Annotated in this window: 25 protein-coding genes; 15 read left to right on the forward strand and 10 right to left on the reverse strand. The window is 66.8% G+C overall.

Going from position 1 to position 25943, the window contains the following annotated elements; translation table 11 throughout:
* Positions 1 to 115: 115 nt before the first annotated feature.
* The 4 genes from C8261_RS15465 to purM form a co-directional block, all read right to left on the reverse strand.
* Positions 116 to 601, reverse strand: a complete 486-nt coding sequence (locus C8261_RS15465; RefSeq protein ID WP_146161694.1) for a hypothetical protein — start codon at positions 599 to 601, stop codon at positions 116 to 118.
* 11 nt (positions 602 to 612) lie between these two features.
* A complete protein-coding gene (locus C8261_RS15470) occupies positions 613 to 3729 on the reverse strand; it encodes an efflux RND transporter permease subunit (protein WP_107494635.1) in 3117 nt (1038 codons plus the stop codon).
* 6 nt (positions 3730 to 3735) lie between these two features.
* Complete coding sequence (locus C8261_RS15475) at positions 3736 to 4812, reverse strand: efflux RND transporter periplasmic adaptor subunit (RefSeq protein ID WP_107494636.1); 1077 nt, start codon at positions 4810 to 4812, stop codon at positions 3736 to 3738.
* 119 nt (positions 4813 to 4931) lie between these two features.
* Positions 4932 to 5978, reverse strand: coding sequence for a phosphoribosylformylglycinamidine cyclo-ligase (gene purM / locus C8261_RS15480; protein ID WP_107494637.1), 1047 nt, complete (start codon positions 5976 to 5978; stop codon positions 4932 to 4934).
* Between the two features lie 149 nt (positions 5979 to 6127).
* Here purM and C8261_RS15485 point away from each other — a divergent pair, with 149 nt between their 5' ends.
* From C8261_RS15485 to C8261_RS15495, 3 genes are read left to right on the forward strand one after another with little or no spacing between them, the layout of a single operon-like run.
* On the forward strand, positions 6128 to 7228 hold the full coding sequence (locus C8261_RS15485) for an AI-2E family transporter (RefSeq protein WP_107494638.1): 1101 nt from the start codon (positions 6128 to 6130) through the stop codon (positions 7226 to 7228).
* Complete coding sequence (gene hda, locus C8261_RS15490; RefSeq protein WP_107494639.1) at positions 7225 to 7896, forward strand: DnaA regulatory inactivator Hda; 672 nt, start codon at positions 7225 to 7227, stop codon at positions 7894 to 7896. Before C8261_RS15485 ends, hda begins: the two co-directional genes overlap by 4 nt.
* A 55-nt stretch (positions 7897 to 7951) precedes the next feature.
* Positions 7952 to 8617: a histidinol-phosphatase gene (locus tag C8261_RS15495; protein ID WP_107494640.1), complete on the forward strand. Its 666-nt coding sequence runs from the start codon at positions 7952 to 7954 to the stop codon at positions 8615 to 8617.
* A gap of 205 nt (positions 8618 to 8822) precedes the next feature.
* Here the strand turns inward: C8261_RS15495 and C8261_RS15500 are convergent, their stop codons facing one another.
* On the reverse strand, positions 8823 to 9956 hold the full coding sequence (locus C8261_RS15500; protein WP_107494641.1) for an ABC transporter substrate-binding protein: 1134 nt from the start codon (positions 9954 to 9956) through the stop codon (positions 8823 to 8825).
* A 260-nt stretch (positions 9957 to 10216) separates the two neighbouring features.
* Between C8261_RS15500 and C8261_RS15505 the strand changes: the two genes are divergently transcribed.
* The 9 genes from C8261_RS15505 to C8261_RS15545 all read left to right on the forward strand — a co-directional run bounded on the left by C8261_RS15505 (position 10217) and on the right by C8261_RS15545 (position 17130).
* Positions 10217 to 10678 carry a hypothetical protein gene (locus C8261_RS15505; protein ID WP_107494642.1) on the forward strand — a complete coding sequence of 154 codons (462 nt, stop codon included), beginning with the start codon at positions 10217 to 10219 and terminating at the stop codon, positions 10676 to 10678.
* 192 nt (positions 10679 to 10870) lie between these two features.
* Entirely contained in the window at positions 10871 to 11695 is an 825-nt protein-coding gene (locus C8261_RS15510; RefSeq protein WP_107494643.1) for a nidogen-like domain-containing protein, read from the forward strand.
* A gap of 145 nt (positions 11696 to 11840) precedes the next feature.
* Entirely contained in the window at positions 11841 to 13211 is a 1371-nt protein-coding gene (pcnB, locus tag C8261_RS15515; RefSeq protein ID WP_107494644.1) for a polynucleotide adenylyltransferase PcnB, read from the forward strand.
* Positions 13208 to 13705 carry a 2-amino-4-hydroxy-6-hydroxymethyldihydropteridine diphosphokinase gene (gene folK, locus C8261_RS15520; RefSeq protein WP_107494645.1) on the forward strand — a complete coding sequence of 166 codons (498 nt, stop codon included), beginning with the start codon at positions 13208 to 13210 and terminating at the stop codon, positions 13703 to 13705. Before pcnB ends, folK begins: the two co-directional genes overlap by 4 nt.
* A 39-nt stretch (positions 13706 to 13744) precedes the next feature.
* A complete protein-coding gene (locus C8261_RS15525; protein WP_107494646.1) occupies positions 13745 to 14128 on the forward strand; it encodes a DMT family protein in 384 nt (127 codons plus the stop codon).
* A 12-nt stretch (positions 14129 to 14140) separates the two neighbouring features.
* The gene (locus tag C8261_RS15530; protein ID WP_107494647.1) at positions 14141 to 14779 is read left to right on the forward strand and encodes a deoxynucleoside kinase; all 639 of its coding nucleotides are present in this window, start codon (positions 14141 to 14143) and stop codon (positions 14777 to 14779) included.
* Between the two features lie 99 nt (positions 14780 to 14878).
* Complete coding sequence (gene panB / locus C8261_RS15535) at positions 14879 to 15694, forward strand: 3-methyl-2-oxobutanoate hydroxymethyltransferase (protein ID WP_107494648.1); 816 nt, start codon at positions 14879 to 14881, stop codon at positions 15692 to 15694.
* 8 nt (positions 15695 to 15702) lie between these two features.
* The gene (gene panC, locus C8261_RS15540) at positions 15703 to 16551 is read left to right on the forward strand and encodes a pantoate--beta-alanine ligase (protein WP_107494649.1); all 849 of its coding nucleotides are present in this window, start codon (positions 15703 to 15705) and stop codon (positions 16549 to 16551) included.
* A gap of 135 nt (positions 16552 to 16686) precedes the next feature.
* Positions 16687 to 17130 carry a CBS domain-containing protein gene (locus tag C8261_RS15545; RefSeq protein WP_107494650.1) on the forward strand — a complete coding sequence of 148 codons (444 nt, stop codon included), beginning with the start codon at positions 16687 to 16689 and terminating at the stop codon, positions 17128 to 17130.
* A gap of 51 nt (positions 17131 to 17181) precedes the next feature.
* On the opposite strand, the gene pepN is transcribed toward C8261_RS15545, so the two are convergent.
* Positions 17182 to 19872: an aminopeptidase N gene (gene pepN / locus C8261_RS15550; RefSeq protein ID WP_107494651.1), complete on the reverse strand. Its 2691-nt coding sequence runs from the start codon at positions 19870 to 19872 to the stop codon at positions 17182 to 17184.
* A 768-nt stretch (positions 19873 to 20640) separates the two neighbouring features.
* On the opposite strand from pepN, the gene C8261_RS15555 reads away from it, so the two are divergent.
* Positions 20641 to 21498 carry a thioredoxin family protein gene (locus tag C8261_RS15555; protein WP_146161695.1) on the forward strand — a complete coding sequence of 286 codons (858 nt, stop codon included), beginning with the start codon at positions 20641 to 20643 and terminating at the stop codon, positions 21496 to 21498.
* 246 nt (positions 21499 to 21744) lie between these two features.
* Here C8261_RS15555 and C8261_RS15560 read toward each other — a convergent pair whose 3' ends face one another.
* Genes C8261_RS15560 through C8261_RS15575 form a run of 4 tightly spaced genes read right to left on the reverse strand, consistent with a single transcriptional unit; the run spans position 21745 to position 23541 of the window.
* Positions 21745 to 22227 (reverse strand): RDD family protein, encoded by a 483-nt coding sequence (locus C8261_RS15560; protein ID WP_235864947.1) that lies wholly within the window; start codon positions 22225 to 22227, stop codon positions 21745 to 21747.
* Positions 22227 to 22622 carry a DUF3106 domain-containing protein gene (locus C8261_RS15565; RefSeq protein WP_107494654.1) on the reverse strand — a complete coding sequence of 132 codons (396 nt, stop codon included), beginning with the start codon at positions 22620 to 22622 and terminating at the stop codon, positions 22227 to 22229. The genes C8261_RS15560 and C8261_RS15565 overlap by 1 nt, the downstream gene beginning before the upstream one ends.
* Positions 22595 to 22972: a DUF3619 family protein gene (locus C8261_RS15570; protein ID WP_107494655.1), complete on the reverse strand. Its 378-nt coding sequence runs from the start codon at positions 22970 to 22972 to the stop codon at positions 22595 to 22597. Before C8261_RS15570 ends, C8261_RS15565 begins: the two co-directional genes overlap by 28 nt.
* Positions 22969 to 23541: an RNA polymerase sigma factor gene (locus tag C8261_RS15575; RefSeq protein ID WP_107494656.1), complete on the reverse strand. Its 573-nt coding sequence runs from the start codon at positions 23539 to 23541 to the stop codon at positions 22969 to 22971. Before C8261_RS15575 ends, C8261_RS15570 begins: the two co-directional genes overlap by 4 nt.
* Before the next feature lie 122 nt (positions 23542 to 23663).
* Between C8261_RS15575 and C8261_RS15580 the strand changes: the two genes are divergently transcribed.
* A complete protein-coding gene (locus tag C8261_RS15580; RefSeq protein WP_107494657.1) occupies positions 23664 to 25376 on the forward strand; it encodes an acetolactate synthase 3 catalytic subunit in 1713 nt (570 codons plus the stop codon).
* Between the two features lie 30 nt (positions 25377 to 25406).
* On the forward strand, positions 25407 to 25898 hold the full coding sequence (ilvN, locus tag C8261_RS15585) for an acetolactate synthase small subunit (protein WP_107494658.1): 492 nt from the start codon (positions 25407 to 25409) through the stop codon (positions 25896 to 25898).
* Positions 25899 to 25943 lie beyond the last annotated feature (45 nt).

Consider the following 25943-nt stretch of genomic DNA (forward strand, 5'->3'; position numbering starts at 1 on the left):
GCGGCGGGACTTACACCCGCAGGAGTGCGCCCATGCTGGGCGCACAACAGAAGGGGCTGGCCGGAGATCCGGCCAGCCCCGCAGGGTATGGCGATATGCGCCCGCAGGCGCGCGGTCAGGCCGCGGTGCGCACTGCGGCCGGCGTCGGCTGGGTTTCCAGGCGGGCGGCGTTGTCGAGGTAGAGTTGCACCGCCGGCTTGGCCGCCGCACTGGGTGCGTCGGGCTGCTGCGCACGCGGCGGACTGCCGGCAGGCTCTGCCACAGGGGCACCTGCGGCGCGCGCGGCATTGGCAGACTGCGCGGTTTCGACAGGGGTAGCGGCGACGCTGGGCTGGCTGGCCGGGGCCGGGGCTGCGGCGGCAGCCTGCACCGGATCGGCACTGGCTGCCTGCGGCGGCGTAGTCACCGGCGCACTGGCCGGCTGCGGCTGGGCGGCGGCCTGAGCCTGCTCCAGCGCGGCGCGGCCGGCGGGGCTGATATCCACTTCGACGCCGGGGGGCTGGGCCGATACGGCCGGCGCATCGCGGCGGGCATCCTGCTCCTCGCGCTGCGGCGGACGCAGCGACTGCAGCGATGCGGTATCGACATTGGAAAGCTTCATCGAGGTATCCATCATCCTCTCCTGTGTGCAGCCAGCTCCGCGGCCGCTCCGGTCACCTCCGCCGACGCCGCGGCGGCGTCGACGGCCAGCGTGTTGCGCTGGCGCCTTGCAATCAAAGTATAGACCGTCGGCACCACAAAGAGGGTAAAGAATGTACCCAGCAGCAGGCCCCCGACGATAACCCAGCCAATCTGCTGCCTGCTCTCCGCGCCCGCCCCGCTGGCCAGCGCCAGCGGCACCGCGCCGAGCACCATCGCCCCGGTGGTCATCAGGATCGGACGCAGGCGCAGCACGGATGCTTCGATCACCGCGGCGACCAGTTGTTCCCCCTGGTCGCGCAACTGGTTGGCAAACTCGACGATCAGGATGCCGTGCTTGGTGATCAGCCCGACCAGGGTGATGAGGCCGATCTGGCTATAAACGTTGAGGGTGCCGCCGGTCATCCACAGCGCCCCGAGCGCACCGGCCATTGACAGCGGCACGGTGAGCATGATGATCAAGGGATCACGGAAGCTCTCGAACTGCGCGGCGAGGACCAGGTAGATGAAGGCCAGCGCGAGCACGAAGGTCAGCGCCAGACTGGCCGAACTGGTCCTGAATTCGCGCGACTGACCGTCGTAGTCGATGGCATAGCCGGCTGGCAGGATACCCCGGGCGACCTTTTCGAGGTGGGCCAGCGCTTCGCCGAGGGCGTAATCGGGCGCCAGGTTGGCGGAGATCTTGACCGCGCGGCGCTGGCCGAAGTGGTTGAGCTCGCGCGGGCTGACCGTCTCGCGCACCTGCACGACGCTGGCCAGCGGCACCATTTCGCCACCGCGCCCGCGCACGTAGAGATCGCGGATGTCGGCGGGGGCACTGCGGCTGCCGGCTTCGAGCTGCACGAGGACGTTGTATTGCTCGGCGTCGCGCTTGTAGCGCGTGACCTGGCGGCCGCCGAGCATGGTTTCCAGGGTGCGTCCGATGACCTCCACCGACACGCCGAGGTCGGCGGCACGGTCGCGATCGACCTCCACGGCAAGTTCGGGCAGGGTGAGCTTGAGATCGGACTCCGGTGACACGAAACCGGGATGGTCACGGATCTCGTCGAGGATCAGCTCGGTGTAATGGGCAAGTTCCTCATAACTCGCCGAGGCCACCACCACCATCGTCACCGGACGCGAGCGCGACCCCTGGCCGAAAGCCGCAGGCAGGCTGGGAAAGGCCTGGATGCCCGGAATGTCGCGCATCTGCGGGCGCAATTCGTTGGCGATGGCGATCGACGAGCGCCGGCGCTCGTCCCAGTCGGTAAAGCCGACGAAGGAGATGCCCTGCGAAACCGTGGGATTGCCGCTGACCACCATGTAGCGATCCACGTCGGCGGTGCGGGCGTAGATCTCCTCCAGTTGCGCGGCGTAACGCGCCATGTAGTCGGCGGTCGCCCCTTCGGGGCCGGAGAACAGGCCGACGACACGGCCGCGGTCCTCGATCGGCGCCAGCTCCTGCTTGAGCTGGCCAAACAGCACCACCGCCGCCGCGGCTACCGCAAAAAAGGCCAGCATCACCGCCCAGCGTACGCGTAGCGCCAGTGTCAGCACGCGGCGATAGCCGCTGGTGAGCCATTCGAGGAAGCCTTCGATGGCGTTGTAGAGCCGCCCGTGCTTGTTCTCGTGGCGCAGCAGCTTGGAGCACATCATCGGCGACAGGGTCAGGGCGACGAAGCCGGACACCAGCACCGCGCCGGCGAGGGTCAGGGCGAATTCGGTGAACAGCTTGCCGGTGCGCCCGCTCATGAAGGCCACCGGGGCGTACACCGCAGCCAGCGTGAGGGTCATGGCAATGACCGCGAAGGCGATCTCGCGCGAGCCCTGGAAGGCGGCCTTGAGCGGATCCATGCCGGCTTCGACGTGACGGTAGATGTTCTCCAGCATCACGATGGCGTCATCGACGACGAGACCGATGGCCAGCACCAGGGCCAGCAGGGTAAGCGTATTGATCGAGAAGCCGAAGGCCAGCATCAGCGCAAAGGCGCCGACCAGCGATACCGGGATGGTCACCAGCGGTACCAGCATGGCACGCCAGTTGCGCAGGAAGAACAGGCAGATCAGCGCCACCAGGACGATGGCTTCGAGGATGGTGGCGAACACCGCGGAGATCGAGCGCTCGATGAACACCGTGGTGTCGTTGGCGATGGTCATCGTCATGCCTTCCGGCAGTTCGGCCTCCAGCACCGGCATCATCTCCACCAGCCCGCGCTTGAGGTCGAGCGGATTGGCGGTGGCCTGCTTGATGAGGCCGATGGAGGCAGCGGGCTTGCCCATGAAGCGCACCAGCGTGCGCTCGCTGGCGGCGCTTTCCTCGACCCGGCCGAGATCGCGCACCCGCACCGGATAGCCGTCGGCGGTCGCCGGCGCGCGCACCACCACGGCCTCGAAGTCCGCCACGGTGGACAGATCGGTGGCGGCGACGACGGCGAATTCACGCTGGCTGCTCTCGATACGCCCGGCCGGTACTTCGACGTTCTGGCGCCGCAGGGAGTCCTCGACGTCCTGCACGGTGAGCCCGAAGGCGGCAAGACGGTCGCGGTCCAGCCAGATCCGCATCGAGTAGTCTCGGCCGCCGAACACGCGCGCATCGGCCGCGCCCGGCAGGGTCTGGAAGCGCGGCTTGACGATGCGGTTGGCAAAGTCAGTGACTTCCAGCGGCGAATGGCGGTCGGACGAGAAGGCCACCCAGATGATCGGGCTGGCATCGGCTTCGACCTTGGCGATGACCGGTTCATCGACGTCGCTGGGCAGCTGCCGGCGCACCCGCGAGACGCGGTCGCGCACATCGGCAGCGGCACTGTCGGCGTCGCGCTCGATGCGGAAACGCACGGTGATCTGGCTGCGCTCCTGGCGGCTGATCGACTGGATGACATCCACCCCTTCGATGCCGGCAAGCGAATCCTCCAGCGGCTTGGTCACCTGCGACTCGATGATCTCCGCGCTGGCGCCGCGGTAGGTGGTGTCCACGGTGACCACCGGTTCGTCGATGTTGGGGTACTCGCGCACGCTGAGCTTGGTCCACGACACCAGCCCCACCAGCACCACCAGCAGCGACAGCACGGTGGCGAAGACCGGCCGGCGGATGCAGGTATCGGAGATCAGCACGCTGCCCTACCCCCCGGCGGCGACGCGCACCGGGGCGCCGTCGCGCAGCTTGAGCTGGCCGGCACTGACCACGCGCTCGCCGGCCGTCAGCCCATCGAGGACTTCGACCATGCCGTCGCGGCGCAGGCCGGTACGCACCGCGACCTGGCGGGCACGGCCGTCATCGACGCGATAGACCAGCTGCACGTCGCCCGCGGTGGACACCAGGGCCTCTTCGGGGATCACCGTGACCGCAGGGCGTTCGGCGAGGATCAGCCGCACGCGCGCGAACATCCCCGGGCGCAGCTGGCCTGCGGCGTTGTCGAGGCGGGCACGCACGAGCACGGCCCGCCCCTGCGCATCGACCAGCGGATCGATGGCCTGCACGCTGGCGGCAAAGACCTCCCCGGGAACGGCATCGCTGAGCACTTCCAGGGCCTGGCCGGGCTGCAGGCGCGGCAGGAGGGTCTCGGGAAGGCGGAAATCCACCTTCAGCACCGAGATGTCCTCCAGGTTCACCAGCGCCTCGCCATCCTTGACGTACTCGCCGACGCTGACCTGACGGATGCCGGCAATGCCGTCGAACGGCGCCAGCAGGCTCATCCGCGCCAGCCGGGCAGTGGCCAGCTCAAGCGCCGCACGGGCCACCTGCAGGCGGCTGACGGCCTCGTCGCGGGCGCTGCCACTGACGAAGCGGCGCTGGAAGAGATCCTCGGTACGGCGCGCGTCGGCCTCGGCCAGTGCGAGCGCAGCGCGCGCCTGCTGGAGCTCGGCACGCTGGATGGCGGCATCGAGTTCCACCATCGGCACACCGCGGCGCACCATCTGCCCTTCCTCGAAACGGATCGCACTGATCCGCCCGGACACTTCCGGGCGCAGCACCACTGCCTCATTGGAACGCAGGGTGCCGACCGCCAGCGCCTCTTCGGCCAGTGCCATGGTGCGCACTTCGGCCACCTCGACGACCACCGCCGCCCCGCCGCCCCCTCCTCCCCCACTGGCTGCCGCAGGCGCCGGCGCACGGTTGGCCTGCCAGGCGAGGAAGGCCAGCACCGCCAGACCGGCGACACTGAGGGGAAGAATCAAACGGGAACGAGCGGGCATGTGCGCCGGATCCTCATGCGGGGCCGCACGGACGGTCGCGCAGCGGTTTCATCGGCAAGCCAATGCAACCGACACGCTGCGGATGCACAAAGTTGCACCCGCAGCGCCGAGGGCGGCAATCAGCCGACAATGGTGGGCGCTTCAGCGGCGCCACGGGTATCGATGCGACCGATGCGGAACACCGTCTCGCCCGCTTCGACGAGCTTTGCCTGGGCGGCGTCGGCATCTGCCGCGGCGACGATCACCGCCATGCCGATGCCGCAGTTGAAGACGCGGTACATCTCCTGCGCATCCACGTTGCCGGCCTCCTTCAGCCACTGGAAGAGCGGCGGCAGTGTCCAGCTGGCGGCGTCGATGCGCGCGGTAAGGCCGTCGGCGAGGATGCGCGGGACGTTCTCGGTAATGCCGCCGCCGGTGATGTGGGCCATGCCCTTCACCACCCCGGGCATCGCCCGCATCAGCGCGAGCATGGGCTTGACGTAGATGCGGGTGGGCTCGAGCACCACGTCGCGGAAGGGACGGCCGTGGAAGTCGGCATCCAGGTCCGGCTGGGCCAGATCGATGATCTTGCGGATCAGCGAGTAGCCGTTGGAATGCGCACCGCTGGAAGCGAGGCCCAGCACCACGTCGCCCGGCACGATCTTCGAGCCGTCGATGATCTCGGACTTCTCCACCGCGCCGACCGCGAAACCGGCGAGGTCGTACTCGCCCGCCGGGTACATGCCGGGCATCTCGGCGGTTTCGCCGCCGATCAGTGCGCAACCGGCCAGTTCGCAGCCGCGCGCGATGCCGGAGACCACATCGGCAGCGGTATCCACTTCCAGCTTGCCGCAGGCGAAGTAGTCGAGGAAGAACAGCGGTTCGGCGCCCTGCACGAGGATGTCGTTGACGCTCATCGCCACCAGGTCCTGGCCCACGGTGTCGTGCTTGTTCCACTGGAAGGCGAGCTTGAGCTTGGTGCCCACGCCATCGGTGCCGGACACCAGCACCGGTTCGCGGTACTTGCCGGTGAGCTCGAAGAGCGCACCGAAGCCACCGATGCCGCCCAGCACTTCGGGGCGCATGGTGCGCTTGGCGAGCGGCTTGATGCGATCAACCAGGGCGTCACCGGCGTCGATGTCCACACCGGCATCGCGGTAGGAAAGGGAAGGTTTGGAGGCGGTCAAGGTCGGTCCTCGGGCGGAAAGAATGAACGGAGAGGGTGCTGCGCGGCCCGCTGGCGCGCCCCCGCGCTTGAGGGCGTCACGCCAAATGGCTACATTTACGGATTCTGCGAGGCTGCGCGCCTCGCGCCAGACCGGCGATTTTACTTGAAATGACCCTGCCCCGCGCGCCCCTTTCCACCCCCCGCCATCTGCACGCGCTGCTATGGACCGCGGTTGCACTCGCCGTGCTGGCGCTGTTCTACGCCCTCTCGCCGATCCTCGCGCCGTTCGCGATCGCCGCGGTGCTGGCCTACATCTGCGACCCCGCGGTGAACTGGCTGGTCGCCCGCCGCCTGCCGCGCCCGGCCGCGGTGCTGCTGGTGATCCTCGCCATCGGCGCACTGCTGGCCCTGCTGGTGCTGATCATGGTGCCGATGGTGTACAGCGAGACCACCGCACTGATCGCCCGCCTGCCCGACCTCCTGGAACAGTTCAACCAGCGCCTCGCCCCCCTGCTTGCCGAACGCTTCAACATCGAACTGCGCCTCGACGCCGCCTCCGCGCGGGAATTCCTCGCCACCCACCGTGACAATGCCGAGGACCTGCTGCCCATCCTGCTTGACCACGCACGCGCCGGCGGCCTGGCAGTGATCGGCCTGTTCGCCAACCTGCTGCTGATCCCGATGGTGATGTTCTACCTGCTGCAGGAATGGCCGCGCCTGCTCACCGGCCTGCGCGAGATGCTGCCGCGGCCGTGGCTGGCGCGCAGCATGCGCATCGTCGGCGACGTCGATGCGGTGCTCTCGGAATTTCTTCGCGGCCAACTGGTGGTGATGCTGCTGCTGGCGGTGTTCTACAGCCTCGGGCTGTGGATCGCCGGGCTCAAGTTCGCGCTGCCGGTAGGTGTGATCACCGGCCTGCTGGTGTTCATTCCGTATGTCGGCTTCGGTGGCGGCCTGCTGCTCGCGGTCATGGCTGCACTGCTGCAGGGCGAAGGGTTGTCGCCGCTGATCGGCGTGGCGGTGGTGTATGGCCTCGGCCAGCTGCTGGAGAGCTTCCTGCTCACGCCCTACCTGGTCGGCGAGCGCATCGGCCTGCACCCGCTGGCGGTGATCTTCGCACTGATGGCCTTCGGCCAGCTCTTCGGCTTTGTCGGCATGCTCATCGCCCTGCCGGTCAGCGCAGCCTTGCTGGTTGGCCTGCGCGAGGTCAAGGAGGCCTGGCTGGCGAGCCCGATCTACCGTGGCGACAGCGCTGCTCCACCGTCATGAAGCAGCTCATCCTCGACCTCCACCGCGACGCCCCGCCGCGCTTCGACAATTTCGTCAGCGGCGCCAACGACGCCCTCCTCGACGCCCTGCACGCCGCCATCGGCGGCGGCAGCCATCTCTACCTGTGGGGTGCGGGCGGCTGCGGGCGCACCCATCTGCTGCACGCCAGCGTTGCCGCCGCGCGCGCCGCCGGACGCCCGGCAATACACGTCGACGCCGCCTGGCTCGGCAAGCAGCTCAACGAAGAGCACGGCGCCCTGATCGCCGTGGACGACGTCGACCGGCTTGACGATGCCGCGCAGATCGCCCTCTTCAACGCCTTCAACCGCGCCCGCTCGAACGCCCACACCCTTCTCCTGTCGGGCCCCTGCGCACCGCTGGGGCTGCGCCTGCGCGAGGATCTGCGCACCCGCATCGGCCAGTGCCTGATCTACGAGGTGCAGGATCTCGACGACGCCTCGCGCGCCGCCATCCTCGCCACCCAGGCCGGACGCCGCGGACTGCGCCTCGGCGACGAGGTCGTCGACTTCCTCCTCCGCCACGGCCGCCGCGACCTGCCTGCGCTGCTCGCCGTGCTCGACGCACTCGACCAGGCTTCGCTGGAACACCAGCGCCCGATCACCCTGCCCCTGTTGCGCACGCTGATGCAGCAGGGGCTGGAAATCTGAACCGCGCCGCGCGTGGCGCCCCTTCCCCCCCATCCCTCAACGTACGGAATACCCCGTGGATCTGGTTCTCTTCGACCTCGACAACACCCTGCTTACCGGCGACTCGGACTTCGCCTGGGCGCAGTTCCTCATCCGCAAGGGCGTGCTCGACCGCGAAGTTCAGGAAGCGAAGAACATCGCCTTCTACGAGCAGTACAAGGACGGTACGCTCGACATCTTCGAATTCCTCGACTTCCAGCTCGCCCCCCTCGCCCGCCACCCGCGTGCCCAGCTCGACGCCTGGCACCGCGAGTTCATGGCCACCACCATCGCCCCGATGATCGGCCAGCGGGCGCGGACACTGGCGCGCGAGCATCTCGACAGTGACGCCCTGGTGGCGGTAGTCACCGCCACCAATGCCTTCGTCACCGGCCCCATCGTGCGCGAATTCGGCATCCCGCACCTGATCGCCACCATTCCGGCAATGGAAAATGGCGCCTTCACCGGCAAGCCACGCGGCACCCCGGCCTTCAAGGCCGGCAAGATCGAACGGGTGGACAACTGGCTGGAGTCGCTCGGCCTGCACATGGGCAGTTTCGAGCAGAGCTGGTTCTACAGCGACTCGCACAACGACCTGCCGCTGATGATGCGGGTGGACAAACCGGTCGCGGTAGATCCCGATGACACCCTGCGCGCGCACGCCGCGCAGCACGGCTGGCCGGTGCTCTCGCTGCACGACTAGCCCGCATGTCTCACACCGTCCCTGCTGCGGATGCCGATACGCTCGCCGTGGCACGCCGTACTCCCTCGCGCCGCCTCGACGTAGTGTCAGCTACGCCTTCTCCGTGCGGCGCACCGCGACGGCGCCCCGGCCCCCTCGTGACGTGCCAGGGTGAGACATGCGGGCAAGCGCGGGAGGAAATGAGCTCCTCCCGCGGCGGCATTCTTCAGTAGACGATGCGCCCGCCGTCGGCCAGCATGGCGAAGTCGACGTAGCTCGATCCGGACTTGCCGCGCTGGCCGAAATCCACCATGTAGCCGCCCAGATCGACCCGGCGCATGCCTTGCAGCGCGCGCACGACAGCTGCGGGAGTGGGCGAGCCACCTGCGGCCTGCAGCGCGTGCACCAGCGTTTTCGCGGCAATGAAGCCCTCGATGGAACGCGCCGAGAGATCCGCATCGTTGCTGCGCTCGCGCAGACGCAGGTATTCGAGATTGACCGCGATCGTGCGCTGGGTCTCCAGCGGCAGCACCACCGAGAAGGCGAAGCCGCGTGCGCCGTCCGGTCCCAGCCTGTCGAGAAGCTGGCGGGTATCGATGATCGACATGCCATACAGCGTGGCAGTGCCACCGCCCTCGCGGAAGCGGCGGACGAACTCGATGGCAGCGGCTGTCGTGGCGCCAAGGAAGACCACCTGTGGCTGTGCCGCCAGCATCGCCGCCACCGCGGCGTCGACATCCACCGTGTTGCGCGCATACCCGGCCCGCGCCACCAGCTCGACGCCGTGGCGCGCGGCCGCGGCATCGGCACCGGCAATGACGTCCTCGCCGAGCGCGTCGTCCTGATACACCAGCCCGACGCGCTTGATGTTAAGGCCGGCAAGATTGGTAAACAGGCGATTGACCTCTTCGTGATAACTCGCTTTGATGACGAACACATTGGCGCCGGCAATCGCATTGGTGGCCCCCGAGACTGCCCCGACCAAGGGCACGCCACTGCGGCGCAGCACACCGTCGGCAATCAGCGCCTCGACGTTGGTGGTACCGACGGTACCGATCAGCGCCACCGGTGACTCGCGCTCAATCACCTCCCGCACCAGACTCACCGTCTGCGCCGCCTGCTGCGCGTCGTCACGGGTCAGCAGCCGGATCTGCGCACCGCGCACCCCGCCCTGGGCATTGACGTGATCGATGTAAAGCTTGACGCCGGCATGGATCGCCCGCCCGGTCACCGCCTGGGAGCCACTGAACGGCGCCACCTGGGCGATGACGATGTCGCGCCCCTGGGCGATTGCGGCATCCGGCACGGCAAAAAGGTGAAGAAAGGCGAGAAAGGTGCACAAACGGAACGGCAGGCGCATCAGGGTCAGGCTCCGGAAACGGGGTCGGTGGCATTGCAACGGCCAAGGGGACGATTGTTGGCCGCAGGGCAGGAAGGAGCAATTGCGGATGTCCGCAGGATGGCATCCATCCTCTTTGCTGCATTACAGCATGCCATGCGTATCTTGCACAGGTTTTACGTTCGCCTCCTTTCGGACTGGCGATTTTCCCGCTGCGGCCTAGACTGCGAATCTGGGAAACAAGAACAGCGGCATCATCCCATCGACTATCGAGGCCCCCCATGAGCTTTCAGGCACTCGCCGCACACAGCAGCCCCGGGCGTGACGAACTGCTGCACTTCGTCGCCGAGGTGCGCAATCTGCTTTACCGCATCCTCGAGGACCGCCAGCACTTCGGCTTCCTCTGGGAAGGCGCCGCGTCGCTGCATGAACTGGCCTGGCAGACCTATCGTCACGACATCGTCGACGGCGCCGGTCTGGAACTCGACATCGCCATCGCCGACATCCCCGAGTACGTCCTCCGACAACATGGCCTCAGCGGCCGTCCGCTGAGCTTCAAGTTCGGCGTCGTGGCCACCATAGACGCGCGCTGGGCGCGCATCGGCGCGCATTTCTCGATCCGCGAGTGGCTGGCCCGACTGCTTGCCGCCATCGACGCCATCCTCGACTCGCTGGTCGCGGCCTGCGGCGGCAAGGGCGGGCTGGTGAAGGAATTCAAGGATGCGCTCGCCGCACTGATCTGAACCGATCACAAGATTCATGGATGCTCAGGCATCACCGCCGCACCGACCTTCATGACCCTACTGTGTGTCGGGTTTCTTTACACACATCTGTTCTACCTGAAAAAGATACTTATATTTCAATCACAAGCGCTCCGGCACAGGTTTTGCTATCACCTTCGTCGGATAGCATAACCATAACGGAGCAACACCCAGATGAAACTCAAACCCCTTGTCTTCGCCCTCGCAGTCGGCCTCGTCGCCTCCTCCGGCGCTCACGCCAGCGCCATCGTCAGCGGCTTCAGCGATTTCACCCTGCCGCGCAACGACGACGGCTCCACCGGCCTGGTGAGCATCGGCTTCGAAGTCAACTTCTTCGGCCTGAACTTCACCCAGCTGTACGTCAACAACAACGGCAACGTCACTTTCGACGCTGCCCTGGCCACCTACACGCCGTTCGGCCTCACCGCCACCAACCGCCAGATCATCGCCCCGTTCTTCGCCGACGTGGATACCCGCAGCGCCGGCAACCCGGTGACCTACGGCCTCGGCGTGTATGAGGGCTACAACGCTTTCGGCGTCAACTGGGTGGATGTTGATTACTACTCGAGCAGTTCCTCGCACACCAACCGCAACAGCTTCCAGCTGATTCTGGTCGACCGCGCCGACGTTGCCGCAGGCGACTTCGACATCATCTTCAACTACGACCAGATCCAGTGGGAAACCGGCACCGCCAGCGGCGGCAACAGCTCGGGCCTGGGCGGCAACAGCGCCCGCGCCGGCTACTCGAACGGTACCGGCACCCCGGGAACCTTTCATGAGATGGAAGGTTCGGCAGTCAACGGCGCCTTCCTCGATGGCGGTCCCAACGCCCTGATCTCCGGCAGCCTCAACTCCGGAGTCGACGGCCGCTACATCTTCCAGGCCCGCAGTGGCAGCATCAATCCCAACCCGAACCCGGTTCCGGAACCCGCCACCCTCGCCCTGCTCGGCATCGGTCTCGCCGGTCTGGGCGCGCTGCGCCGCCGCCGTCAGTCCTGAGCCCGCACACGCAGCATCAGCAAGGCCCCGCCACGGCGGGGCCTTTTCTTTACCTGCAGCTGATCACACACTGCACACGCTGTTTCCGCTCCCGGCGCATGGGTTATGATTGCCGGCTTATGTCGCACGACCAAGATAACCACCAATGATCCGCAAACTGCTGCGCAAGGTATTCCGCCGCGCCGCGCCTTCCGCATCCGCCGAACCGGCACTGATTCCCGTGGAACGCCATGGCATCCGGCGCGAACAGGTTTCCCCCGCGGCCCGCAAGACCTGCAAGGTGCTGCAGGAAAACGGCCACAAGGCCTACGTGGTAGGCGGTGCGGTGCGCGACCTGCTGATCGGCCATCCGCCCAAGGACTACGACGTCGCCACCAGCGCCACCCCGGAAGAGGTGCGCGCACTGTTCCGCCGCTCGCGCATCATCGGCCGCCGTTTCAAGATCGTCCATGTGATGAGTGGCCCGGAGACCATCGAGGTCTCCACCTTCCGCGCCAGCCAGGACGCTGAAAGCACGGAGACCGACGAACACGGCCGGGTGCTGCGCGACAACGTATACGGCAGCATGGCCGAAGACGCCACACGACGCGATTTCACCGTCAACGCCCTGTATTACGACCCGCAGAGCGAGACCATCGTCGACTACCACCACGGCGTTGCCGACATCCAGCACAAGACGCTGCGCATGATCGGCGACCCGCGTACCCGCTACCGCGAGGACCCGGTACGCATGCTGCGCGCCGTGCGCCTGGGGGCGAAGCTGGGGCTCAGCATCGACCCCGATGCCCGCCACCCGATCCGCGACATGGCGGTGCTGCTGGAGAATGTGCCGGCCGCGCGCCTGTTCGACGAAATGCTCAAGCTGCTTTTCTCCGGCTACGCGGTTCCCTGCCTGAAGCAGTTGCGCGAGGAAGGCCTGCATCACGGCCTGCTGCCCCTGCTCGACGTCATCCTCGAACAGCCCCTGGGCGAACGCTTCGTCTGGCTGGCGCTGGAGAACACCGACCAGCGCGTCCGTCAGGACAAGCCGGTCTCCCCCGGCTTCCTCTTTGCAACTTTGCTGTGGCACGAGGTACTGGCCAACTGGGCGGCCAGGAAAGCCGCCGGTGAACACACCCAGCCTGCGCTCTTCCAGGCCATGGACGAGGTTCTCGACGCCCAGGCCGGCAAGCTTGCCATCACCCGCCGCATCGTCGGCGACATCAAGGACATCTGGGCCCTGCAGCCGCGCTTCGACAAACGTACCGGCAAGATGCCCTACCGCCTCATCGAGCAGCCGCGCTTCCGTGCCGGCTGGGACTTCCTGCGCCTGCGTGCGCAGTCCGGTGAAATCCCGATGGAGCTGGTGGACTGGTGGGACCGCTTCGCCCATGCCGGCGAGGAGGAGCGTGCAACGCTGCTGCGCAGCGCCCCGGAGACGCCCGCCAGCGACGCCCCGGCAAAGAAGCGCCGGCGGCGGCGGCGCAAGCCCACGGGAGGCGGCGAAGCTGTCGGCGGAGCGCCTGAGCAGCCATGAATCCCGTTTCCACGGGCGCCGTGCGCGCCTATGTGGCCTTCGGCGCCAATCTTGGCGACCCGGCGGTCGCGCTGCAGGCCGCCCTCGCCGCCCTCGGAGGCCTGCCACAGACCACGCTGGCCGCATGCTCGGCGCTCTACCGCAGCGCCCCGGTGGGGGTAGATGGGCAACCGGACTACACCAACGCCGTGATCGCCGTTGATACCGGACTGAGCGCCAGCACCTTGCTCGCCGCCCTGCTGGAGATCGAACGCGAGGCCGGGCGCACGCGCGATTACCACCGCGCACCCCGCATCCTCGACCTCGACCTGCTGCTCTACGGCGACGCCGAGATCCACCAGCCCGATCTCGACGTCCCCCACCCGCGCATGCACGAACGCGCCTTCGTCCTCCTGCCGCTGCTGGAGATCGCCCCGCAAGTCGTGATCCCCGGCCATGGCAGTGCGGCCGCCCTGCTCGCCGGGGTCGCCGACCAGCCCATCACCCGTCTCTGACCCCCAACTGCCGACGTTCTCCTCCCGAGGAGTTCCACCATGCCTGCCTGGCTGCAAGCGCTGCCAACCACCTTTCTCAGCGTCCCGGTGTGGATGCAGGCTGCCTTCCTGCTCACCCTTTCCAACATCTTCATGACCTTCGCCTGGTACGGCCACCTCAAGGGCCTGCAGGGGCGGCCATGGTTCTACGCCGCCCTGATCAGCTGGGGCATCGCCTTCTTCGAATACATGCTGCAGGTCCCGGCCAACCGCATCGGTGCCACCGCGCTCACCCTGCCGCAGCTCAAGATCATGCAGGAAGTCATCACCCTGCTGGTCTTCGTTCCCTTCGTCATCCTCTACATGAAGCAGCCCATCAAGCTTGACTACCTTTGGGCTGCCTTGTGTATGCTTGGCGCGGTCTACTTCATCTTTCGCAGCTAGCGCCCCTCCACAATGCTCGACAAGGCACGTTACATCGTTGTTGAAGGCCCCATCGGCGCCGGCAAGAGTTCGCTTGCCCGCCGTCTCGCCGAACGCCTCCCCGCCAACACCCTGTTCGAGCAACCGGAAGCCAACCCCTTCCTCGCCCGCTTCTACCAGAACACCGAGCGCTGGGCCCTGCCCACCCAGCTCTCCTTCCTCTTCCAGCGCATCGACCAGATCAACGCGCTGATGGCCGCCGACAGCGGCGAGCGGGTGGTGTCGGACTTTATCCTGCAGAAGGATCCGCTGTTCGCCGCGCTCAACCTTGGCGACGACGAGCTGGCCCTCTACCAGCGCATCTTCGACAACATGATGCCACCCACGCTGCCCCGCCCCGACCTCGTGATCTACCTCCAGGCTCGCCCGGAAACCCTGATGGAGCGCATCCGGCGACGCGGCATGGACGCCGAACGGCGCATCTCGGAAACCTATGTGCAGCGCGTCGCCGAACGCTTCGCGCGCTTCTTCTACCAGTACGATGCCGCCCCGCTGTTCATCGTGGACGCCGAGGTGCTCAACCCGGTCGATCACGACGACGACTTCGAGCTCCTCCTCGACCGCCTGCGCAACATGCGCAGCTACCGCGAATTCTTCGCCTACGCCGGCTGAGACCTCCGACCGGCGCCACATTTCCGCAAACAAGCTTGTGCAGGGCCGCCGGATGGGGAACACTCCCGTCCTTTGCCTGCACCCATACGGGAGCCGCTCATGAGCTACCTCCAGGACACCAAGCCCGTCACCCTCTTCGAACTGGGCAAGATGCGCGCCGAAGGGCGCAAGATTGCCGTACTGACCTGCTACGACGCCAGCTTCGCCGCGCTCGAGGAGCGCGCCGGGGTGGATGCCATCCTCGTCGGCGACTCGCTCGGCAACGTGCTGCAGGGCCAGAAGTCCACCCTGCCGGTGACCGTCGAGCACATGGTCTATCACACCGAGTCGGTGGTGCGCGGCTGCAACCGCCCCTTCGTGATCGCCGACATGCCCTTCGGCAGCTACCACGAGAGCCCCGCCCAGGCGATGCGCAACGCCGCCCGCCTGATGGCCGCCGGCGCGCAGATGGTGAAGCTCGAAGGCGGCGCCTTCATGGCCGAGACGGTGCGCTTCCTGGTCGAACGCGGCGTACCGGTGTGCGCCCACATCGGCCTCACCCCGCAGTCCGTGCACCAGCTCGGCGGCTACCGCGTACAGGGCCGCGGCGAGGAAGGCGCAGCCCGCCTGAAGGCCGATGCGCTGGCGCTGGAACAGGCCGGCGCGGCGCTGATGGTGATGGAGATGGTACCGGCCGCAGTGGCCACCGAGATCACCGCGGCACTCGCCTCGATGGCCACCATCGGCATCGGCGCGGGCGCCGGCTGCGACGGCCAGGTACTGGTGCTGCACGACCTGCTGGGCGTCTACCCCGGCAAGACCGCGCGTTTCGTGAAGAACTTCATGGACGGTGCGGCCAGCATCGAGGACGCCGTGACGCGCTATGTCGCCGCGGTGAAGGACGGCAGCTTCCCGGCGCCGGAACACTGTTACTGACCTCCGTCATGCACATCCACCACACCATCGACGGCCTGCGCCAGGCCCTCGCCGAGGCCGGCCGCATTGTCTTCGTGCCCACCATGGGCAACCTGCACGCCGGCCACATCGGCCTGATGGAGCAGGCGCGCGCCCACGGCGACTGCGTGGTCGCCAGCATCTTCGTGAACCGCCTGCAGTTCGGCCCCAGCGAGGACTTCGACAAGTACCCGCGCACTTTCCGCGACGACTGCGCGAAGCTGGAGGCGGCCGGCGTCGACCACCTCTTCGCGCCCGATGAGGGCGAGATGTACCCCAGCCCGCAGACCTACCACGTCGATCCGGCGCCGGCGCACGTCGACATGCTGGACGGCGCCGCCCGCCCGGGGCATTTCCGCGGCGTCGCCACGGTGGTGCTGAAGCTCTTCAGCATCGTGCGCCCGCAGGTCGCCGTGTTCGGCAAGAAGGACTACCAGCAGCTGATGGTGATCAGCAACATGGTGCGCGAATTCGCCCTGCCCATCGACATCGTGCGTGGCGAGACGGCGCGCGCCGAGGACGGCCTCGCGCTATCCTCGCGCAACGGCTATCTGTCCGCCGCCGAGCGCGCCGAGGCGCCACGCATGTACCGCCAGCTCACGCGCATCCGCGACGCAGTGCAGGCCGGCGAGCGCGACTACCTGAAGCTGGAGACCTTCGCGGTGGCCGAACTGGCCGCGCACGGCTGGCAACCCGACTACGTCAGCATCCGTCGCCGCGCCGACCTGCTGGCACCACGACACGGCGACGGCGAACTGGTCGTGCTCGCCGCCGCCCGTCTCGGCCGCACCCGCCTCATCGACAACCTCGAAGTGAACGCGGGCCCCACTGCGCAATAGGGTTTTCCGCCATCCGCCAGGGCTTGCATCCGCACCCACTTCGTAAGAACCTATGGGGACAATAACAATGTCGCCCGGCGCTGCACGGGTTCACGCGGGCGGACAGCACCCCGTAAAAGAACAGGAGGGATACAGATGAAGACCACGGTTGGGCAGATCCTGGGCAGCAAGAGCGCCCAAGTGCATTCGGTAGCCCCTGGCGTCACCGTATTCGAGGCTCTGGCGCTGATGGCCACCCACAACATCGGTGCCGTACTGGTCACCGAGGACGACCGCCTGGTGGGCATCTTCACCGAGCGCGACTATGCCCGCAAGGTGGTGCTGAAAGGCCTGCGCTCGGCCGATGTCACCGTGCGCGACCTGATGACCCCGGCGCCGTACACCATCACCGCGGACGTCACCCTGGAAGCGGTGATGAACATCATGACGGAAAAGCGCTTCCGCCACCTGCCGGTACTCGACGACGGCCGCCTGATCGGCATCGTCACCATCGGCGACGTGGTGAAGACGGTCATCGACCAGCAGCGTCAGACCATCGAGCACCTCTCCAACTACATCGCCGGCGACCTAGCCACCTGACGGCAGCCGCCACCCCGGGGGGAGTGGGAGGCTGCCGCGCGCGCGGCGGATTCAGTCCGCCAGCGCCTTGTCGATGATCTCGCCGACATCGGCGGACAGGCCCTCGGCATCGCGCACACGCTCCAGCTGCGGGCGCATCGCCGCCTGCAGCGCAGGCGTGAAGCGGCGCCAGTTCTCCAGCGCCCGCGCCATGCGCGCAGCGACCTGCGGATTGGCCGCATCGAGGGCGATCACCTGCTCGGCCCAGAGCGCATAGCCGCTGCCGTCGGGGAGGTGGAACTCCGCCGGGTTGGCGCGGAAGAAACTGCCCAGCAAAGCGTAGACCTTGTTCGGATTGGCCAGGCTGAACGCTGCGTCGGCAAGCAGCGCACGCACGCGCGCCAGCGTCGGCGGCGCGGCCGGGTCGCGCCGCCACATGCCGGCCTGCAACGCAAACCACTTGTCGAGCACCAGCGCGTCATCACGATAACGCCGGTAGAACGCCGCCAGCGCCCCTTCGGCTTCCGCCACCGCACCGTGCACCAGCGCCGCCAGCGCGCCGAAGCGGTCGGTCATGTTGCCGGCTTCGGCAAAGCGCTGCGCGGCCAGCGCCACGCCGCGCGCATCGCGCGCTGCACACAGATAGCGCAGGGCGAGGTTGATCAGGGCCCGGCGACCGGCATCGGCAGGGTGGTAGCGATACTCCGCCGGCTCCACCAGCCCTTCGACCAGCGCCCGCAAGTCGTCCGCCAGCATGCTGCCGAGGGTCATGCCAAGGTGGATCTGCGCCGCGCGCAGCGCGGCCGGGTCAGCCGGCTGCATGCGTTCGAGCAGATAGGCCTCGGCCGGCAGGCTGAGCGCCTGCGCACGGAAGGCGGCGTCCAGACGTTGGTCGCGCAGCAGGCGGGCAAAGGCATCGACGAAACCCTGCGGCACGGCCATCGCGCGACCATCGGCGGCAGCCGCGGCAAGTGCCAGCAGCACACGCTCGGCGTAGCGCTGGGCGGCATCCCAGCGGTTGCAGGCGTCGGCATCATGCGCCATGCGGAAAGCCAGGCGGGCGTCGTCCTCCTCCACTTCAAGAATCACCGGTGCCGAAAAGCCGCGCAGCAGCGACGGCACGGGTTCGGCATCGAGGCCGACGAAGCGCCACTGTCGGCTCTCGCTGCTGAGTTCGAGCACCCGCGTGGTGCCCCCCGGATGTGCCTCGCCCTCCAGTTGCAAGGGGCGGTCCTCGCCATCCGGGCCGATCAGGCCGATCGCCAGCGGGATCACCAGCGCCTGCTTCTCGGCCTGACCCGGCGTCGGCGGGGTGTACTGGGAGACGGTCAACAGATAGCTGCCGGCAGCGCCATCCCATACGCCCTCGGCCTTCACCCGCGGCGTGCCAGCCTGGCTGTACCAGAGCATGAACTGATCGAGATCGCGGCCATTGGCCTCGGACATCGCCTCGACGAAATCATCGCAGGTCACCGCGCTGCCGTCGTGGTAGCTGAAGTACAGGTCCATGCCGTTGCGGAACCCTTCCGGACCCAGCAAGGTGTGCAGCATGCGGATGACCTCGGCGCCCTTCTCATACACCGTGGCGGTGTAGAAGTTGTTGATCTCCTGATAGCTGTCGGGGCGGATCGGGTGGGCCATCGGCCCCGCGTCCTCGGGAAACTGTGCGGCGCGCAGCACGCGCACATCGTCGATGCGCTTCACCGCGCGCGCTGAAGCGGCAGCCTCGGCACCGGCCGCTGCAGCCAGCATGTCGGCAGAGAACTGCTGGTCGCGGAAGACGGTCAGGCCTTCCTTGAGGGTGAGCTGGAACCAGTCGCGGCAGGTCACGCGGTTGCCGGTCCAGTTATGAAAGTACTCATGCGCCACCACGCTCTCGATGTGCTCGTAGTCGGCATCGGTGGCCGTATCCGGCTTTGCCAGCACGTACTTGGTGTTGAAGATGTTGAGGCCCTTGTTCTCCATCGCCCCCATGTTGAAGTCGCTCACCGCGACGATCATGTAACGGTCGAGATCGAGTTCCAGCCCGAAGGTCTCCTCGTCCCAGCGCATCGCATGGACCAGCGCGTCCATCGCATGGCCGGCGCGATCGAGATTGCCGGCCTCCACCCAGACCTGCAGCAACACCTCACGCCCCGACGCGGTCAGCTCGCGGCGCTCCAGCACCACCAGATCGGCAGCCACCAGCGCAAAGAGGTAGCAGGGCTTGGGGAAGGGATCCTCCCAGCGCGCATAGTGACGGCCATCGGGCAATTCCCCCTCCTCCACCAGATTGCCGTTGGAGAGCAGCACCGGGCAGCTTGCACGCTCGCCCTCGACGGTGACGGTGAAACGCGCCATCACATCGGGACGATCCGGGAACCAGGTGATGCGGCGGAAGCCCTCGGCCTCGCACTGGGTGAAGTAGCCGCCACGCGACTGGTAGAGACCCGAGAGCGTGCTGTTGGCGCGCGGATTGATGCGGGTGACGATCTCCAGCTCCGCCTCATCGCCATCGATGTCGAGCTCGATGCGACTGGCACTGCGGCGCACCGTCCCGGGCTGCGGATCGCAGCCATCGATGGTCAGCGCCAGGGTCTCCAGTTCGTCGCCATCGAGCACCAGAGCCCCGGCGTCCACGGCACGGTTGCGCACACACGCCAGCCGGCTGGTGACCACGGTGGCCTCGGGATGCAGCGAGAAGTGCAGATCGACGCGAAGCACCGTCCACGGCAAGGGCATGAACTCGGTGCGACGAATGGTGGGAGCGTGCTCTGCTTTCATTGGACTGGGTGTGCCGTAGGGGGATTGAAGGGCGGAGTTTAACAGTCACGGACGTGACCACCCAATCCTCACACCCGCAGCCTTCACCTGCCCACCCCAGTCTGGCGCCACCACTGTGAGTCAGGGAGTCGAAAGCAGTCCCGCCGCCTGCTCATGAAGCCCCGTGAAACGCCCCACATAGCCACCGAGTCCAAGCCGCGCGCCACTCATCCCAGCAGCAAGACGAAGCGCCGCCACTGCCTGATTATCATTGGCATGCAAGTCGTCCTTCACCACGACGGATGCACACCGGTCCACGCACATTCAGCCTCCGCAACGTTTCGACCATCCTTCCCTTGAACCTCATCCTGCTCTGCAGCGTTGCGCTGAGCACACCGGCACGCGCCGGTGCCCCCACTCCAATGCGCTCGGCGGCATCGCCCAGTGCAGCTGCAGCATCACCAGGAGCTGCCCCGAGGAGGTAACCGGGAGCCGATCCGCCGCTGGCCTAACGGACTGCTCAACCTCAAGGGCATGCGGCACAACATGCAGCGCCGGCCGGCGCATCCACATCGACCCCGATAACGATCAAGCCGTCGAGCCGAGCACCCGTCGCACTTTCCCCGGGAACTCCGCAGCACTGGGAGTGCGTCGCTAACGATCCACCGTTTATGCTAATGTACTTGCGTACACAGCCTGCCTGGGCGTATCCCAGTGGCGATGGAGCACCTTCCGCGGATGCGGCAGGCCTGTCGCGTTCGCCAAACACCTTTCTATCCAGGGAGCACCATGACGACCGCCACAATCACCAGGAAGAAGAACGTCTTTCCCCGCAATAGCGCGTGGCGCCGGCTCTGCCTTGTCCTCACGCTGGCTGCGGGTAGCACGTCAGCGGCGAGCGATGTCGTCGAGCTTCAGCCCGGCGAGTTGAGCGAATTTGTCTCCCGGCATGGGCGTGTCGTCGTGCAATTCACATCACCCGACCGCGGCTGCAGCTACTGCATCGGTGCTGACACGTCATTCGACGCGGTGGCCGCTTTGAATCAGGACGACACACTGGTGTTCGCTCGAGTGCAATGGTCGCCGTGGCGACCATTTCCCTCATCTGAGCTCGGGTACGAACTGTATGGCATTCCTCAGCAAATCGTGTTTCGCGACGGCCACCCCTTCGGGCAAGTCAGCGGTACGCCAAAGGACCCGGAGGCCTTGCTGAGGGAACTTGCGAAGATCGCCGAAACCGGCTCCAAAGTGAGCTTTGTGCCCCCCAGGGCCGCAGCCCCCAACCCCGTGGTTGCAACACCTCGGGGGCTCGACGAAACGGAGCGCAACGCGGTAAGCCTGCTGATGAGAACGATGTTCATCGAATCCCTCATCAGCACATGCGCGACGAAGTATCCGGAACACACCAGCGGGTACACCAGCGCCTTCTCCACTTGGAATCAGCCACACCGCGACGAACTCGACAAGGCCGCGACAGTCATGCTCAAGCACCTGCAAGACGACATCCTCTCGCCCGATGGTCCGCTGTCCCGCAGCGAAGAAAGGAAAATGCAAGCCTGGCTCAAGGGCATCGGGGTGGACATGGCCAGCCCGCCTGCCGCCGCCGACTGCTCAAGAATCGCCCAGAACCTTCACACCCTGCGCTGACTTCTGCGGGGACCAGGCATGACGATCGCTGACTTCCTGTCCGGCGCTTCCACTCACTGGAAAGCGCCCGGACGCCCCAAGGAAATCAAGGGTTGGCGAGATTTCCGTAGCCAACGATCCAGTCGAACTTCTTTTCGAAATCGGAGCACACATCCCGCCATTCATCGCCACACCGTCTCACCAGCTGTCCCGCAACTGTCTCATGAACCCTGCAGCGCCCCGCGGTTGTAGCGGGCCACTCGCGACTTATTTGGGCATCCCGGTCTTTCCCGGCAGCAGCACGATGCAGGTACCGGCTAGACGGTCGTGGAGGAACTGGCGCTCACGATCGATCAACGCCCACAGCAGGCCGGCGCCGAAACACAGCACAGAAGGCCAGGCGACGAGGTAGCGCAGCAGGCACTGGCTGAGCGTTGCCGGACGCCCGCTATGGGCCTCGACGATGCGCAGGCGCCAGGTCTGCATGGCCAGGGTCTGGCCGCCGCGGCGCCAGTACCAGATGAAATACAGTCCCAGCGCAGCGATGACGTGGATCCAGGCCAGCCAGCCGGGCGGCGCCAGCTCGAAGGCAACACCGAGGATCAGCCAGGGCACCAGAAAGACCAGCGCGAGCACACCCATCAGCAGCAGGGATTCATAGAGCATGCTGGCGAGACGGCGGCGCAGGCCGGCGTGCTCGACGACGAGTCGTTCGTCCGCCGCGGCGGCGGGGGTGCTGCTGGATTTCATCAGGGGTTTCCTTCGCTGGCGCGGCGGCGTTCTTCGGGCGGCAGACTGCGGTAGCGCTTCCATTCGTCGTGCAGGCTCTCGCGCTGCTCTGCCGGCATGCTGCGCAGGGCGCGGTACTGGTCGCGCGCGCGCTCGCGCTCGTCGGGCGACAGCTGGGCCCATTCACGCATGCGCTGCTGCAGGCGGCCCTGCTCTGCGGGGGTGAGGCGGTCGTAGCGTTCCGCAATGCCGATCCAGGTCTGCCGCCCGGCATTGTCCATGGCTGCCCACTCGCCGGCAAGCGGGGCGAGGGCCTGGCGCTGGGCGGCGCTCAGTTCGTTCCAGGTGGGGGCGGCAAGGACGGCGGCGGGGATGAGCAGGGTGCAGATCAGGACTGCGAGGCGTGATGCAGCCATGCGCGGAATTCCGTGTCGAGGTAGGCGTCGATGGGCAGGTCGTCGATGAGCAGGGCGGTATCGACCTCCTGCAACTGGGTGACCCGGGTGGCGGTATGGAAGTGTTCGCCGGCAACCGGCATCAGCAGCACGACGACCATGGCGAGCGCGGCGCGCCAGTCCGGCAGGGCCGGCGTGAGACGGGACAGCAGCACCTCGCCGAGCGTTTTCCGGCGCCTGCGGTGCGCCTGCAGGGCGCGCCGGCGGGCGTCATCGAGGCGGTTCCGGGTATGCGGTTGAAGATCGCGGGCGCCCTGTCCGAGGCGGCGGACAAGGCGGTACCCGAAGTGGTCTTCGGCGTGCGGGTTCATGGACGGATTCCCTTTCTGCGCATGGCCGCGGCGAGGGTCTGGGTGGCACGCGAGCAGTGCGTCTTGACGCTGCCCTCGGAGCACCCCATCACCGCCGCGGTCTCGGCAATGTCTAGTTCTTCCCAATAACGCAGCAGGAAGGCCTGGCGTTGACGTTCGGGCAGGCGGGCGACCTCCTCCTCGATCAGCCCGAGCAGTTGTTCGCGCTCGTAGTGCTCGTGCGGAGGCAGCCAGTGCGGACGTTCTTCGGCGTGCGCGGCGGCGAGATTCTCCAGGACTTCATGTTCGTCGTGATCGGAGCGCGGGGCAAAGGCAGAGGCCAGACTCACCCAGGCGTTGCGTACCTTGCGGCGGCGGTGGGCGTCGAGGACGACGTTGTGGAGGATGCGCTGGAAGAGCAGCGGCAGTTCTGCGGCAGGACGGTCGCCGTAGCGCGTGGCCAGCTTCAGCATGGCATCCTGCACGGCATCGAGGGCGCCCTCCTCGTCGCGCAACGACCACACCGCGTGCTTGAAGGCGCGATGCTGGACGGACGCAAGAAAGGTGTCGAGTTCTGCGCTGGAGGCCAGCTGGGAATCCTTGACGAAGCGGGAAGTCGGGCGTCATGTTGCGCCGCGGTGGCAGCCTTGACCAAAACCCGCACGCCCGGTAACGTTCGCTGTTTCCGTGGAATTGAGCGAGTGAGCTTGCGATGGTGCTGACTGGAGCCGAAATTGTAATCAGGTGTCTGCAGGAAGAAAAGGTTGAGCACGTCTTCGGCTACCCTGGCGGTGCGGTCCTTTTCATCTACGACGCGCTCTTTCAGCAGGATCAGGTGCGCCACGTCCTCGTCCGCCATGAGCAGGCCGCAGTGCACGCCGCCGACGGCTACGCGCGCAGCACCCAGAAGGTAGGCGTGGCGCTGGTGACCTCCGGCCCCGGCGCCACCAATGCGGTGACCGGCATCGCCACGGCGTTCTGTGACTCCATCCCGATGGTGATCGTCTCCGGCCAGGTGCCCACCGCGGCAATCGGCCAGGATGCCTTCCAGGAAGTGGACACCGTGGGCATCACCCGCCCCTGTGTGAAGCACAACTTCCTCGTCAAGGACGTGCGCGACATCGCCGCGACCATGAAGAAGGCCTTCTATCTCGCGCGAACCGGCCGCCCTGGCCCGGTGCTGGTGGACATCCCCAAGGATGTCTCGATGCACAAATGCGAGTTCGAATACCCGCAGGACATCGCGATGCGCTCCTACAACCCGGTGGTCAAGGGTCACCAGGGGCAGATCCGCAAGGCCGTGCAGTTGCTGCTGGAAGCGAAGCGGCCGATGATCTACACCGGCGGCGGGGTAATCCTCTCCGACGCGGCCGAAAAGCTCACCAGGCTCACCCGCCTGCTCGGCTACCCGATCACCAACACCCTGATGGGCCTGGGCGGCTACCCGGCGAGTGACCGCCAGTACCTCGGCATGCCCGGCATGCACGGCACCTTCGAAGCCAACATGGCCATGCACTACAGCGACGTGCTGCTGGCCGTGGGCGCACGCTTCGACGACCGCGTGATCGGCAACCCGGCGCACTTCGCCGAAGAGCCGCGCAAGATCATCCACGTCGACATCGACCCCTCGTCGATCTCCAAGCGCGTCAAGGTGGACGTACCCATCGTCGGCGACGTCAAGGAAGTGCTCGACGAGATGATCCGTCAGCTCGAATCCGGCGAGGCCCGCCCCAACCCCGAGGCCCTGGCCGCGTGGTGGAAACAGATCGAGGAATGGCGCAGCCGCAACTGCATGGTGTTCCGCAATTCGGACGACATCATCAAGCCGCAGTTCGTCATCCAGAAGCTGTGGGAAGTGACCGGCGGCGAGGCCATCGTCACTTCAGACGTCGGCCAGCACCAGATGTGGGCGGCGCAGTACTACGGCTTCGACAAGCCGCGCCGCTGGCTCAACTCCGGCGGCCTGGGCACCATGGGCGTGGGCCTGCCCTACGCCATGGGCGCCAAACTCGCCAACCCGGAGCTGCCGGTGGCCTGCGTGACCGGCGAGGGCTCGATCCAGATGAACATCCAGGAGCTGTCCACCTGCCGTCAGTTCCGTCTGCCGGTCAAGGTCTGCCTGCTCAACAACGGCTACCTGGGCATGGTGCGGCAGTGGCAGGAGCTCTTCCACGGCGGACGCTATTCCGAGTCCTACATGGATTCGCTGCCCGACTTTGCGGCGCTGGCGCGGGCCTACGGCCACGTCGGCATCCGCGTGGACAAGCCGGCCGACGTCGAGGGCGCACTGCGCGAGGCCTTCGGCACCCACAAGGACGAGCTGGTCTTCCTCGACTTCCAGGTGGACCCGACCGAGAACGTCTATCCGATGGTTCAGGGGGGCAAGGGCCTGACCGAGATGATCCTCTCCGCCGAAGACCTGTAACCGTCCTCAGAACCCAGGAAAGAGCACACCATGCGTCATGTCATCTCCCTGCTGATCGAAAACGAGTCCGGCGCCCTGTCGCGCGTCTCGGGGCTGTTCTCCGCGCGCGGCTACAACATCGAATCGCTCACCGTGGCGCCCACCGAGGACGCCTCGATGTCGCGCATGACCATCGTCACCACCGGCTCGGACGACATCATCGAGCAGATCACCAAGCAGCTCAACAAGCTTGTCGAGGTGGTCAAGGTGGTGGACATCTCCGAGGCCGCGCACATCGAGCGCGAGCTGATGCTCATCAAGGTACGCGCCAGTGGCAAGGACCGCGAGGAGGTCAAGCGCACCGCGGACATCTTCCGTGCCCGCATCATTGATGTCACCGAGTCCTCCTATGTCATCGAACTGACCGGCAACCAGGGCAAGCTCGACGCCTTCATCGGCGCCATCGACGCCGACCTGATCCTCGAAACCGTGCGCTCGGGCATCTGCGGCATCGGCCGCGGCGACCGCGTGCTCAAGGTATAAGCCCTGCAGGGCTTTCGCGGCGGCCCGGCTCACCGTTATCATTGC

The sequence above is a fragment of the Pseudothauera lacus genome (assembly GCF_003034845.1).
GTDB classification, from domain to species: Bacteria; Pseudomonadota; Gammaproteobacteria; order Burkholderiales; family Rhodocyclaceae; genus Pseudothauera; species Pseudothauera lacus.